Here is a 14,244-nt window from a genome sequence, read left to right on the forward strand (position 1 = left end):
TAAAAATTATTTTTTCTCTAAAACTGTTCCTCGTCACAGGCATAGCTTCCGAGGATCGTAAACTCCTCCGTCTCGTTCATGAGCTGGAACACTAAAGCCTGTATATCCTTCTTCAGTAAATTGGCAGACAGCTCCACATAGAATCTGTAATTCCAATGCTCCTGCCTGTTTGGTGCCGAGTGTATCTCTGTGAGGTTCACCCCGTAATCAGAGATCATGGACAGTATGCTGCTGAGACTTCCGCTCTTATTCTTACATACGAACATCACCTTCAGCCTGTTGTGGTTCTCCTCCACTATGAGGTGGTCTGAAAATGTGACAACCTTCTTGTTGTGTCCATTCTCATTTACAATGTTACATCTGTATATATACAGCTTGTTGTTGGTGAGCACCTCGTGAAGTGCATCCGAAACTCCGTAGCTTATGTCCTCAAGTATTCCCATTCCGGCGTCTACCTTGCCAGTCTTTATGAGCTCATACACCTCATCGTATGAGTCCACCGCAATGACCTTGTCCCTCGAGCATCCCTGACAAATGTACAGCTCCGGCTTTATCATCGCCACCGCATCTATGTCAGGCTCCTTCACATCATACTCCACATCTAGGCAGTTCCTGAGCTCCAGAGTCCTTCCATACTGGTACTTTCTGCTTATCTCCATGATTCTCTTGATAAGCGCCGTGTACTCCATCTTGATGTTATCATCCACATCCCCTGTGAGATTGGATATGATGGTCTCCTCGCGGTCTGGCTTATATATGTCATCCTCGGTCTCTGCCTTGACCTGAGCAACATTGTCCGCAAGAACCATTCTCTCCTTGAAGAGCTGCTTGATCTCCTTGTCGACCCGATCTATGTTCTTTCTAACATCTGCTAATGTCATTCTGCATCCTCCAGTCAGCATCGGTAATGTGATGCTCATAGTCTTTTTTAATATACCATCTGCCCCACTCTAATTCAAGGCTGCCAATACTAAATGCGCTCTAAAAAGGCCACAGGAAAAGGAACATAACCGCTGCCACCAGCACTATCCCTATCACAAAGCCCATTATTATCCTTCCCCTTGTGCTCTTTGATCCCCATATAATAAGAAGAGCTGCCAATGCGCCGCACATATCTATAAGCACATCCGTGCCCCTGCCTGCCCTGTCAGCGACAAAGAGCTGATGAATCTCATCGGAGCACGCATAGACAAATGTTATCACAACTGACCATATATACACGCCAGCCGAAGCCATCCTTCCGCCGGCCTTTCTGACCGCCAGGGCCAGCAGAGCCAGAAGGATTCCATATTCCGTCATGTGTGCACCCTTTCTGACCATGATCTCCACCACTCCCGTCATCCTGTCAACCACGGGCGCGGAATCATTTCTCACCTTCTGGAACAAACCCACTATAAAGTCTGTCATGGGGTTGCTCACCGCCGACGAGTCATCTCCTGTTCTGGACGACATGTAAAATATGAATATCATCCACAGCACTGCCGGAATTATATATATGTACTTTTTCTCATTCTTTTTTGTTTTCTTTGCCATAAAATCACCACCATGAATGAGTATACCATAAAAAATGTCTAATTTTTTTTGATTTTGCCTTTTTTACTTGAAATATTAGTTTTTTACCTGTACTGTAGAAAAGTGAGGTATGGAAGTGGTTATGTATAATTCATAACAAATAAAAAAAGTGAGGTAACATTATGGCAAGAACAAGAAAAAAGGGGAATCCCATCGTATCAGCAGTTGTTTTCGGTATATTCGGAATAGTTCTTTTATTCCTGGGTATACGAACATTTATCGGTTTACACGGAAAGCTTCTAAACGTTACTACATGTGACGAATCGGAAGTTAAACCGGGAGTGTATGTGGAGGGAACACTCACCTACGGATACGGAGCTTACATTGAGAAGACTACAACGTACAATCACACGGTCACCAAGACCGACGGATACTACTATCTCGTTGATATCTGCGACAAGAATGAAGACGGCTCAAAAAGAGACACATCCAAGTGGATCGGAATATCGATCTCCAAGAGTGATGACGCCAAATTTGACGCGATCTCATCTGCTGACGATGCAGAACCAATCTACATAACAGGAGTCATCCGCAAGAACAGCGACAAGGTGCAGGGCTTCCTTGACGACTACATCACCAAGTATGTCGACGCATACGCACAATATTATGGATACACTCCTACAAGTGAGGACTATGCGACCGCAAAGGCAGAAGCTTTTCCTTACTATATAGAGATGGTTGACTCTTCAGATTACATATTCAAGCTTGTCCTCGGAGCTGTATTTCTACTGGCAGCAGTGATCATGATCCTGAAGGCAACAAGAAGCAAGAACACCATCAGCGCATCTGCACAGCCAGCAGGCACAGGTTACTATGACGGTACAGGCGATTTCAACGGCGTGTACACTCCGGGTAGCACAGGCAGCCCAAATAACGGCAGCTATACACAGCAGTATGGCAGTACAGACAGTGGCAGCTATACACAGCAGTACGGCACTACAAACAGTGGCAGCTACGACACTGCAGAACAGACACAGGCACCTCAGACGTCTTACAGTGATCCGTTCTACTCACAGCAGCCGGCAGCTTCAGAGCAGGATGCCCACGCATCTAATCCTTATACAACAACAAGCTCAACTACATCTTCCTCTTCCTTCAGTCTCAAGAAAGATGAGTAACAATTAAATAGCACACATAAATCTAAAAAAGGTATATACGGATCGCAGCCTGACTGCTTTCCGCATATACCTTTTTTAGATTTATGTGTAAGACTGACTATCCTTATGAATAATCTTTACCTTCTTCTTACTTACCGAAGTATCTGTCAAGAAGTCCCTTGAGAGCCTTGCCGTGTCTTGCCTCGTCTCTTGCCATCTCATGAACTGAATCATGGATCGCATCCAGATTGTTCTTCTTAGCGCACTTTGCAAGATCTACCTTTCCTGCTGTCGCACCGAACTCGCAGTCAACTCTCCATGCAAGATTCTTCTCTGTTGAAGCTGTCATGTTCTGCTCAAGGTCTGATCCAAGCATCTCTGCGAACTTAGCTGCATGCTCAGCCTCCTCGTACGCTGCCTTCTCCCAGTAGAGACCGATCTCAGGATAGCCCTCGCGATGTGCTACACGAGCCATGCAGAGATACATTCCAACCTCTGAGCACTCTCCCTCGAAGTTAGCCTTGAGCTGCTCGTAGATATACTTCTTGTCCTCATCGCTTATCTCTGGATTGTTCTTAACTGTCTCAGCATATACGCCAAACTCATGCTCTGCTGCAAGTGTGAGCTCTCCCTCTACCTTCTTGAACTTATCTGCTCCTGCGTGACAGATAGGACACTCTGCTGGTGCCTGCTCTCCCTCATAGATATAACCGCATACTGTACATACAAACTTTGCCATAACTTAATTCTCCTTTTCTCTTTTAAATAATCTAATCAATATCCATCATTGATCGTTAAAATATATTCTGCCTTCTTTGTTGATGTTTATTTATCAACTATGTCTTATTATACCTATTTTTTGATCAAAGTCAACCCCTATTGGGAATGATTCTTAATTATTTTTTTAGTAGGTTGTTGATTATATATACAAGACTTGTAAATTATATACATTACATTATTGGGATTACATCCTGTTAAGGTCCAATATAAATAGAAAAAGAGGATCGATACATTCATATATCAATCCTCTTATACTCTTCTGTATATTCTCTATATGTCGCTATATAGCATCACTATCCGGCTAGCTCTGTCCCAGCATTATCTTCTTGAGAAGATATTCATATCCCGTGATAGGTATAGGCTTGCTGTAGTAATAACCCTGAATGTAGTGGCATCCCCACTCTCTCAGGTATTCCTTCTGCTCAAATGTCTCAACACCCTCCGCAAGACTTCTGATTCCCAGATGCCTTGACATGGCAAGGATATCCTGTGTCATGAGCATGTCCTTGTTGTTCGGCTCGCCGGTGGCTATTCCGTCAATAAAGCTCTTGTCTATCTTGATTATATCCAGCGGCATATCCTTAAGAAGTGCCATACTGGAGTATCCTGTTCCAAAATCGTCCATGGATATCTTGAAGCCCTCAGCCTTCAGATCCTTGAGCACCTTTATCAGATACTGCACGTCAGCGAAATCTGCACTCTCAGTTATCTCAAAGTCTATAAGCGAGTGATCCACTCCGTATTCATCGACTATATCACACAGTATATATATAAGATCCGGTCTCGATATCTGGTGTCTCGAGAGGTTACAGGATATCGGGTAGAGCGGGTAGCCAAGCTCCTTCCACTCCTTGAACTTCTTGCACACCTGTCTCAGCACATATCTGTCTATGATGTCTATAGTTCCGTCAGTCTCAAACTGCGGCACGAAATACTTCGGCAAGAGAATATCTCCGCCCTTGTAGAACCATCTTATCAGAGCCTCAGCACCGGTCAGGGTGTCGTTCTGTGGATTGTACTTCGGCTGAAGATATACCATGAGATCCTCATTCTCTATGGCATCCGGAAGCTCCAGCTTGTACTGCTGTGCCATGATGTATTCCTTCTTCATCTCCGATGTGTATATCTTTATCTCATTTACATTGGTCTTGATACACTGGAGGTGTGCCATCTGCGCCATGTCCTCAATGCGCATTGACATGCTGAGTTTCTCGAATTCATCATAGAATACGATACCACAGCTATAGAATATCTTATACTTCCTGTTCGACGGAAGCTGTCCTATCTCCTCAAAGAATGTATATAGCCGGTTCATTATCTCATCCTCCGGCATATACTTTATAATCATGGCAAAATCGTCACTCTCACACTTTGCAGAGTACAATATCCAGTCCTGCTTGGTCATAGCGTCACATATATATCTGAACAGATCCTTCGCCACCTCACGACCCATAACGTTGTTGATGAGCCTGAAGCCCTTTATGTCGAATCTGGCAAATATAAACTGATCCAGTCCTATATATTCACACTGCTCAAGCTTCTCCTTGAGCCATGTCCAGTTGTAATGTCCGGTGGCAGGCTCCCTGTATGCTATCTCATAGAGATCTCTCTTACTCATGTTGTCAAGAGTCAGCATCTCCTCCGTCTTGGTCTTCTTGGACCATACCGGAATCTCCACGCACAGACTGTCTGCGCTCTCCATGTAACATATATATGGAAGCTTGTGGTTAGAAACAATGTGCAGCTTCTCCGTCTCTATATACAACTTGGCATATGAATACGCCATGGTCATGAGTCTCGGTATATCCTCTATCAGAGATATATCAAATCCCTTTATATCCACAACGTCGAATCCCGGAACCGTGATGCTCACACAGTTCTGAGGAACCACCTCCATATCACTGTATCCTATCTCCACTCCTCCACACAAACGCGAATATCCGGCGTCCATCATCTTCTCAGGCATATAAAACAAAGCCCTGTTTGCCAGCGGCCTGTATATGTTGCTAAAGCACTTGTACCAGTCATAGCCATTCTCCTGACAAAAATCGTCAAATCCCTCTGACTCTCTGGACCTCAGCACGTAAAGTTTTCTCTTTGGTTTGTATGCCTTTGACCATTGATGTTCCATAATATATCAATTACCTCTGTTCTGCCCTAAGGCCATAGTATTGCATTTTTCAACCTTTTTCATTCTATCACAGATCCATCATTTGGGCTATACTTATTATTTTTTTGTTCTGGAAAATAAATGGTTAAGTTTCGATTTTTTTCGTTGAATTTTTACCATATATTTGTTAGCATAGATAAGGTTTTTCAATTATAATTAATAGGAGGCAAAAACGATGAAAAACAGGTTATTTCTAGGTCTCGGCACAGTCATCTCAGTTCTTGGGCTGTCACAGGTAAGTGTCCTGGCGGCAGACAGCGAATCCGGTACTGAAACACTCGGTGCTACGCTTCCACTTACATGGTGTATACCATTTGTGTGTATGCTTCTGTGCATAGCTGTTATGCCCCTTATCGCCGGTGAGTGGTGGGAAAAGCACAAACAGTGGGCTGTTGCAGGCTGGTCTCTTTTATTTTTAATTCCATTTGCCATATTCCATGGCTTTGGTACGATGGGCGAACAATTGCTCGAGGTAATGATCGGTGACTATCTCACCTTCATTGTATTGCTTTTTGCCCTGTTCTGTGTGGCAGGCAATATATCTCTTGAAGGCGACCTGGTGGGAACACCGAAACTCAATGTTCTGCTTCTACTGATAGGTACTCTGCTGTCAAGCTGGATCGGTACTACCGGTGCAAGTATGCTGATGATCAGACCTATCATAAAGGCAAATAAATGGAGACGAAGAAAGGTTCAGATCATTGTATTCTTCATCTTCCTCGTTTCAAATATTGGTGGCTGTCTCACCCCTGTCGGTGATCCTCCACTTCTGATGGGATTCATGAATGGTGTTGACTTCTTCTGGAGTCTCAGACTTGCAAAGGTCATGGTTGTCAATCTCATCATCCTGCTGACTGTATTCTTCTTTCTCGACACAAGAGCATACAAGAAGGATATCGCAGACGGCAGACAGAAGCCGGTATTCGATGCAGATACGAAAAAGCCAGTCAAACTTAAAGGTGCTCACAACATTATATTCCTTATAATGATCGTAGGTGCAGTTATACTCAGCGGAGTTCTTCCTATGAAGTTCCCTGCATTTGCAAAGGGTATCAATTTCTGTGAGGGCGTAACACTCTCATGGGCTGCTATCATCGAGATTGTGATCATGCTAGCAGCGGCTTTCCTCTCATTCAAGACAACGAGCAAGAAAGTCCGTAAGGCCAACAACTTTACATGGGATGCTATACAGGAGGTTGCCATACTGTTCATAGGTATATTCATCACTATGATCCCTGCACTCCTGATCCTCAAGGCACGTGGTTCTGAGCTCGGACTTACACATCCGGCACAGTTCTTCTGGACGACAGGACTTTTATCAAGCTTCCTTGACAATACACCTACCTACCTTGTATTCTTCACCACCGCTGCTTCAAGTGGATTTACAGAGGGTATAAGCACTGCTATGGGTGTAGTTCCTCAGGTCATGCTGATGGCTATCTCCTGCGGTGCCGTATTCATGGGAGCCAACACTTATATAGGAAACGCACCTAACTTTATGGTACGTTCAATAGCCGAAGAAAATGGTATCAAGATGCCTTCATTTGTAGGCTACCTCGTATGGTCAGTTTCTATTCTTGTACCTACATTCTTCATAGACACATTATTATTCTTCTTGTAATCTAAGGGGGTTTTTAATATGAACGAATATGTTGTAAAAGGTGATAATAAACTTACGGTCGGCATTGGCTGGGATGCCAAGAAAGTCGACCTCAAGAAAAAGATTAAGATTGCCATAGACAATATCATGAGCGCTACATCCGAGGACACATATGACCTCAACCTTGCAGCGATCGTTGAGCACAATGACGGCTCTGATCCCGAACTGGTATTCTGGGGTCACAAGTACAGCAGAAGCGATTCTGTAGTCCTGAAGGGCGATGACAGAACAGGACAGAAGGAAGGTATCGACGAGGAGATGCGCATCTACCTCGACAGAGGTGAGAACGTTGGACGAATCATCCTCTTCCTCTACATCTACAACGGCAACCTTCACAAGCAATGCCTGGCAGAGGTGGACAACGTATTTGCACTGATCAAATGTAAGCATACCGAAAAGGTATATGTACGTGAGGACGCAATATTCAAGGCATGTGAGGATGCCAAGCACAACAACTGCTATGTATTCGGTGAAGTTCTCCACAACGGAGACGAGTGGGTTGTAAGAGAGAGATCCCAGTTCCTCCCATACGACAAGTCCGAGGATATATTTGAGTATTACACATCAAGACATTATGTTCCTGAAGATGACGACTAATATTTAACATGGCGAAAAGCCCCAGTCTCCGGTTTATTTGCACCGGAGACTGGGGCTTTCTTTATTATGATCTATAATTCTATATTACACTACTTTATATAATCCTCTATAGTCTTTGAAGCTCTGTATCTGGAGAAGTTAAAGCTTCTGATATAGCCCTTGTCATCATTCTCCTCAAGCATCTTCTCAAGCCTCTCTCCCACCGTGTCGTCTCTCCAGTAGTAGGTGTCCTCGCTATATTTCGACATCACTTCCTCCATGACCATTTCGGGCGTAATGTCTTTGGTCCTGAAATAATCGATCAGATATGGAACTCCGTCATTACCTATATCCATCACATACTCAAGATCTATCTTCTTTCCACTGTGCGCCTGACTGATATTGTACTTTGTTATCACTGCGCCAGGTCTGATAAATGCATACAGCGCGAACATCACCAGAACCGTCATAAATATGTATCTGAACAGCGGCATATTTCTCCAGAACAGGCTTATGATAACACCGAGCATCACTATAGACGTGACTATCAGCGCCCATATGGTATTTATTCTGAGGTATGTTAGATCATATTCCGCAATGTACATGGACAGCCTCACAGCTGATGAGGCAATCATTATATATGTACATATGCACATCATGAGCAGTGACACGTTGAGCACCAGACTCTTTCTGAATATAGCACTAAATATCAGCACCATACACACATTTACAACCGCTACAAAGAGCAGCTGGAAGAAGCCCTGTCTTGCATACTCTGCGTATGTCATATCGTCCGGAAGTCCTGCGCTGTTCATGAACAGATACACTATCTGAACAACGGCAAATATCAGATAGAACGCTGTGAGCACTATCGTTATAGTTATACCTGTCACTGCATTGTACTGCCCCTCCTTCGGAGCATTTGCACCGAGATCTCTGCGGCCCGCCTTGACAATAAATCCATATACAAACAGGAATATCACAGCGGCAAACAGAACTATCTTCACTATATCCCACGAGAAGAACAGTTTGCCAAATATATCCTTTATGACCTTTGCAAACACAGGATCTGCCGAAGACAGCAGATTGAGCACGATCACCAGTATCGGAAGTGCTATCACACATCCAAGAAGTATGTACATCAGCTTGGAATTTCTCTTTTTGCCGGTTATCTCACGCTCCGCCTTTCTGTCGGCAAATGGCATGTTTACATACCCTATCGATCCAAAGAACATCTCGAAAAATGAGAATATTCCCTTGAATATCCCATGCTTTTCAGTGTCATTGAAGTATGTCATAACCGCATACATCTCTGTAACGATTATTCCCACATTACATCCAAATATGATATATCCCTCGTCTGTGAGACTCAGGGCAACCGACATCATGAACACAAGAATATAATATGGGATCAGTATACTCTGTTTCGACAACGCAGCTCCAGTGGTCATGGCCTCACGGTCTGCACCGATGTTCTTCTCATATCGTACCATGCATGTACTGATAAACACTATTGATACTATCGAAAGCACAGCCGACAATATACTCGACCAGTTGCTGTACAGACATGCCGCACATATGATCGCATATACCAGTACCGGAATACCAAACATCCTGAATCTGTTCGGAGACACCGCAGGATTTCTCCTCTGCGGCGGTCTGGCATTCATGTTCATATAACCCTGAGGTGGCGGCGGGGGCATCCCCGGGCCTCCATTCATGTTCATATACCCTTGCGGTGGCGGCGGGGGCATTCCCGGGCCTCCATTCATGTTCATATACCCTTGCGGTGGCGGCGGGGGCATCCCCGGGCCTCCATTCATGTTCATATACCCTTGCGGTGGCGGCGGGGGCATCCCCGGGCCTCCATTCATTCCATTGTTAATATTCTGTTCGTTCATCCCAAACCCTCCATTTTTTCACCTTGAACCACTTTGAGCTACTCTACAAGTGCCATCTCATCAAGCCCCACGATCCTGTCCATACACACCGGTGCTGTCAGCCTGTAGGCAAAACTTGCAGACTCGAACAGGCAGTATAATTTGCCATTATACGAATATATCTGCTCCAGCTTCTGCGGGAGCTTAACCACCTGTCTCGGTGTCTCTGTTCCGTAATTCACACTGGACAGCTTGCCTGTATCTGTATCGTATACCTCTATCCTGGATTCATCTATACCATAGGATATAGAGAATATTATCTCATTTTTGTACACCTGAAGCCCCTGCACCCTTCCTGGTATATAGAAAGCCTCGTCCTCCTCCGAGGATATTGCAGTTCCTCCATTTACTATCTCATAGCTGGCAGCCATGCTGTAGCTGTTCTTATCCTTTCGCCAGTAGCCCGCATATATATGTCCGTCATATATCGTGATAAATGACGTTGCAGGGAACATGACGCTACATGTGTTCCTGTATTTTATCGGCTTTCCCTGAGCCACATCGTATTTCTCTATGGAGTCCAGCGTAAGACATGATATGGATGCCTTCCTGCTCCTGTCCTCATCCTCATCAATCATATACGAGGAAACCCACAGCACATTATTCTTCGTATCATACGCAAGTCCTCCGGCATGTGTCGTGTCCTTGAGAACCAGTGTCTTAATATATTTCCCGGTCTGTGTATCAAGAACAAATATCACAGATTTGTGTTTCTTCGTCTTGCAGTAAGCACTGACAAATGTATACTCCTTCGTAACTGCCAGCCCCTGTGGCGTCATGGACGTGCAGTTCTCTATCTTCCTCGACTCACTGCCTATCGTATCAGCATACGCAAGTCCCGGAATGATCATCATGCCATAATCGGTATCCCTGTTCTGGGCATACATACCCATATGATAGAATTCCGGTTCAGTCGACATCTCCCATATCTGCGAAAAATTCGACTTGTTGTCAACCGCATAGGTGCTGGTTCCGGAATCATTTCCCGATATCTCGAAGTTTCTGCAGTACACTCCGCCATACAGCCATATCACGCAGATTCCCCCGACATAGCACCATGCAAATATCTTCACAAGTATCCTTCTCGACTGGACCGTCGACAAAAGTGCCGCCATGACCATCTGACTGATAATCGTTATAAGCATCATGGCATTTGTCAGCATATCTCCATGGCTGACTATCTGAAGCGGTACGCCTATCATCATAATCCAGTAGGCCTTCTGTTTCACCTTAATTCTTATTACACCATTCCAGCCTTCCCGCTTCATGCCCCACACCTGCAGTGACTGCCATACAACCACAAGGCCATATACGATGCACGCCACAAGCAGGAGCTGCCTGAGCACAGCAACAGCCGTTATCTCAAGGGCCTCACCATTTCTGTAAAATGCCATATAGTACACACCCTGTGCGAGCTGCCATATCCTCCACGCCATCATGGCGAACATCGCAAGCGCTGCAACAAATGCAAATGTGTTGGTAGCAGTTCTTCGTCTGACACCCTCACGATGTTCCTTCATCTGTTTGCGCAGACGTTTCTTTGCCCTTCCCAGCTCCTTTATGTGCTTTTTACACTTTCTGATCCTTCTGCGTTTATAGAACAGCACCTTGTACGGTGCGCGTCTGTTCTTCAGCTCTTCATATTCTTCCCTAAGTCTGTCATACCGTTCCGACTCCTCATGAAGATCCGTTCTGGTCGCCCTGAGTGCAGAACGACACATAACGTATCCCTCAAGATCTATCTGTGCCTGTTCTTTCAGCTTTTCAGCCTGAAGTTGAAGCTTCTCTTCTCTGTTCAATTTCTTAGCCCTGTCTGTCATGAAAATCCGCTCCTGTCCATCAGCCTCTTTACTCAAAGTACCGTTTTATTTTGTCCTCCACCAAATTCGAACCGATCACAATTATGATCTCCTGCCCGTTCTCTATAGGTCTCACCTCGGTCTTTTTTGCCGTGGCGTTGAGCTCTATCCATCCGGTGTCATTTACAGGGAGAAAACCCTTGATTCTAAAGACATCTCCGCATTCCTTATCCGCAAATATATCCCTGACTATCGTCTCAAGCCGCTCCTGAGGCATGACCTTATTCATGATATATACCGAGTTAAACACATCACTTTGTTTGAACCATAATTTTACATAGTCGTTTAATTTGTATCCGGTTGACATAAAACCTTCAAAGTCATCGTCCGTGAAATCATCCCAGTTCTTCTCCAGAACATCATCGCCGAACTGACGCTTACACTGGAATTCGGTGAGCACTTCATTGATATATTCTATTGTGCTCCTCTTCTCATCCTCCGATGCATCCTGAACCTTGCTCATCACCAGAGTTCCACAGTTCGCAACCTCAGACGCAAGCACATATCTGGACTGTCTGCTCATATCCCGGTCAAGTCCGGCATCGACTATGGAAATGATGCTTCCCACCTCATACCATCTGTCAAGTGGCTCCTCGTGGAGAACGTCAAAGAATTCATCCACATCAAATATTCCGGACGGCTCAACAATGACTCTGTCATAGCCGCTCATCCCCATCGCTATGAGCTTTGTCTTGAACCTTCTCTTGTGACAGTCCTCGCCGCAGCCACCTGCCACCATCTCAGCATGACAGTTCTCGCCCATCACATCCTGAAGAAGCATCATGTCCACGTTGACTGCACCATAATCATTTTCAAGGATTCCGACATTATATCCTTTGCCAACAAGGTAGCTCACATACTTCTTAATAAATGTCGTCTTGCCTGAGCCCAGAAAGCCCGTTATCAAATCTATCTTTACCATATGTCCACTCTCCTTATCTACGCGCGTTACCAGCTTGATCTCACATGAAATCCGCTGTCATTCTCCAGAGGTATCTCTCTGACATCCATATCCTCTATAAATATATATCTGTCATTTCTGAGAACTGCTATCACCTTGTCTATAGCCTCAGGCAGCCCCTGAGCCTCCATCTCAACAGAATCATCATATCTGTTGCACACCCAGCCGGTGACTCCGTACATGGATGCAGCATAGCTCGCCCTGTATCTGAAGCCAACTCCCTGCACTCTTCCTCTGAATGTATAATGTCGTCTTATCTTGTCCATATCTATATGTCCCATCTCTGTTATGATCTTCTCATATCTTACATTTTATATCCTGCTGCCCGCATCTTACACATCATGTTCAGCATCGTACTTTTCTGCGTCATACACGATATTTCCGCCACAGATTGTATAGTGAACCTTTCCCGGGAGAGTCCATCCGGCAAATGGACTGTTGGATGCCTTTGACGCAAAGCTGTTCACTGTCCACTGCTCATTCTCGCCAAATATGACTATATCCGCAGGAGCTCCCTCTGCTATCTTGCCCGGTTCCATGCGGTAAAATTCTGCAGGATTCCTGCTCATTAGTTCCATGAGCTTCATGAGTGAGATATATCCAGGCTGTACAAGGGAATATATTCCAAGGGCAAGAGATGTCTCAAGCCCTGTTATTCCACTTGGCGCCTTGTCAAGCGGTCTCGCCTTCTCCTCACTGCTGTGCGGGGCGTGATCCGTCACTATCATATCTATTGTGCCATCCTGTATTCCCTCTATGATCTGTCTTCTGTCTTTCTCGGTTCTGAGTGGAGGATTCATACGCGCCATGGTTCCGTACTTCAGCACAGCATCCTCTATAAGGGTGAAATGATGTGGAGTTGCCTCCGCATGTACGTCCGCTCCAAGCTTCTTTGCAGTTCTCACTATATCCACGGAATTGCCTGAGCTTATATGCTGTATGCACACTGATGCACCTGTGTGAAGTGCAAGGACGCAGTCCCTTGCAACCATAATATCCTCCGCTGTGCGGGATGCACCGCCGTATCCAAGCTTTTCTGATACTTTTCCTTGATTCACTCCCGGCTGTACAATGAACAGCGGATCCTCTTCATGAAGACTCACCGGAAGATCAAGATCCCTTGCCTTCTCCATAGCCTCAAGAAGAAGCTTCTCATCCATGATTGGGATTCCGTCATCGGTAAATCCTGCTGCACCTGCAGCCGCAAGACTGTCCATGTCCACGAGTTCCTTGCCAGCAAGGCCCTTTGTGACTGTGGCTGTCTGAACTACATGTATTCCGGTCTTTGCACCTTTATCCTGTATATACTTGAGAGTCTCAAGGTTATCCACCGCCGGCTTTGTATTCGCCATACATACCACCATCGTGAAGCCTCCTCTTGCAGCGGCGGCAGCACCTGTCTCGATGTCTTCCTTGTACGTAAATCCCGGATCGCGGAAGTGTACATGTGTGTCTACCAGTCCTGGTGCAACTACAAGTCCATCTGCATCGATGACCTCCGCACCCTCTGCCTCCAGATCGTATCCTGTCTTAACTATATGATTGCCGTCGATGAGCACATCCATGACCTCGTCTGTATGGGTGACCGGATCAATGACTCTTCCATTCTTTATCAATAACATTTACCTG

12 protein-coding genes are annotated in these 14,244 nt (G+C 45.2%); 3 read left to right on the forward strand and 9 right to left on the reverse strand.

Annotated elements, in window-relative coordinates; translation table 11 throughout:
* Positions 1-17 precede the first annotated feature (17 nt).
* Complete coding sequence (locus tag OCV54_RS11745) at positions 18-881, reverse strand: chorismate mutase (RefSeq protein WP_022216797.1); 864 nt, start codon at positions 879-881, stop codon at positions 18-20.
* 100 nt (positions 882-981) lie between these two features.
* Complete coding sequence (locus OCV54_RS11750) at positions 982-1,533, reverse strand: VanZ family protein (protein ID WP_015534779.1); 552 nt, start codon at positions 1,531-1,533, stop codon at positions 982-984.
* Between the two features lie 161 nt (positions 1,534-1,694).
* Here OCV54_RS11750 and OCV54_RS11755 point away from each other — a divergent pair, with 161 nt between their 5' ends.
* On the forward strand, positions 1,695-2,690 hold the full coding sequence (locus tag OCV54_RS11755) for a DUF6709 family protein (RefSeq protein WP_055224149.1): 996 nt from the start codon (positions 1,695-1,697) through the stop codon (positions 2,688-2,690).
* A gap of 127 nt (positions 2,691-2,817) precedes the next feature.
* Here OCV54_RS11755 and OCV54_RS11760 read toward each other — a convergent pair whose 3' ends face one another.
* Both OCV54_RS11760 and OCV54_RS11765 read right to left on the reverse strand, forming a co-directional pair.
* Positions 2,818-3,408 (reverse strand): NADH peroxidase, encoded by a 591-nt coding sequence (locus OCV54_RS11760; RefSeq protein ID WP_055224152.1) that lies wholly within the window; start codon positions 3,406-3,408, stop codon positions 2,818-2,820.
* A gap of 342 nt (positions 3,409-3,750) precedes the next feature.
* The gene (locus OCV54_RS11765; RefSeq protein WP_055224154.1) at positions 3,751-5,580 is read right to left on the reverse strand and encodes a GGDEF domain-containing phosphodiesterase; all 1,830 of its coding nucleotides are present in this window, start codon (positions 5,578-5,580) and stop codon (positions 3,751-3,753) included.
* A gap of 214 nt (positions 5,581-5,794) precedes the next feature.
* Between OCV54_RS11765 and OCV54_RS11770 the strand changes: the two genes are divergently transcribed.
* Positions 5,795-7,240 (forward strand): sodium:proton antiporter, encoded by a 1,446-nt coding sequence (locus tag OCV54_RS11770; RefSeq protein ID WP_055224156.1) that lies wholly within the window; start codon positions 5,795-5,797, stop codon positions 7,238-7,240.
* Positions 7,241-7,258: 18 nt separating this feature from the next.
* The gene (locus tag OCV54_RS11775; RefSeq protein WP_015533988.1) at positions 7,259-7,876 is read left to right on the forward strand and encodes a TerD family protein; all 618 of its coding nucleotides are present in this window, start codon (positions 7,259-7,261) and stop codon (positions 7,874-7,876) included.
* An 89-nt stretch (positions 7,877-7,965) separates the two neighbouring features.
* Here the strand turns inward: OCV54_RS11775 and OCV54_RS11780 are convergent, their stop codons facing one another.
* Genes OCV54_RS11780 through OCV54_RS11800 form a run of 5 tightly spaced genes read right to left on the reverse strand, consistent with a single transcriptional unit; the run spans position 7,966 to position 14,237 of the window.
* Complete coding sequence (locus OCV54_RS11780; RefSeq protein WP_156327927.1) at positions 7,966-9,756, reverse strand: DUF4153 domain-containing protein; 1,791 nt, start codon at positions 9,754-9,756, stop codon at positions 7,966-7,968.
* Between the two features lie 38 nt (positions 9,757-9,794).
* Complete coding sequence (locus tag OCV54_RS11785; protein WP_262563441.1) at positions 9,795-11,651, reverse strand: hypothetical protein; 1,857 nt, start codon at positions 11,649-11,651, stop codon at positions 9,795-9,797.
* Entirely contained in the window at positions 11,644-12,576 is a 933-nt protein-coding gene (locus OCV54_RS11790; RefSeq protein WP_022216802.1) for a GTP-binding protein, read from the reverse strand. Before OCV54_RS11790 ends, OCV54_RS11785 begins: the two co-directional genes overlap by 8 nt.
* Positions 12,577-12,602: 26 nt before the next feature.
* Positions 12,603-12,896 (reverse strand): acylphosphatase, encoded by a 294-nt coding sequence (locus tag OCV54_RS11795; RefSeq protein ID WP_015534784.1) that lies wholly within the window; start codon positions 12,894-12,896, stop codon positions 12,603-12,605.
* Positions 12,897-12,947: 51 nt separating this feature from the next.
* Positions 12,948-14,237 (reverse strand): dihydroorotase, encoded by a 1,290-nt coding sequence (locus tag OCV54_RS11800; protein WP_055224160.1) that lies wholly within the window; start codon positions 14,235-14,237, stop codon positions 12,948-12,950.
* Positions 14,238-14,244: the final 7 nt, after the last annotated feature.

Source organism: Coprococcus aceti (assembly GCF_025567285.1).
Lineage (GTDB): Bacteria > Bacillota > Clostridia > Lachnospirales > Lachnospiraceae > Coprococcus > Coprococcus aceti.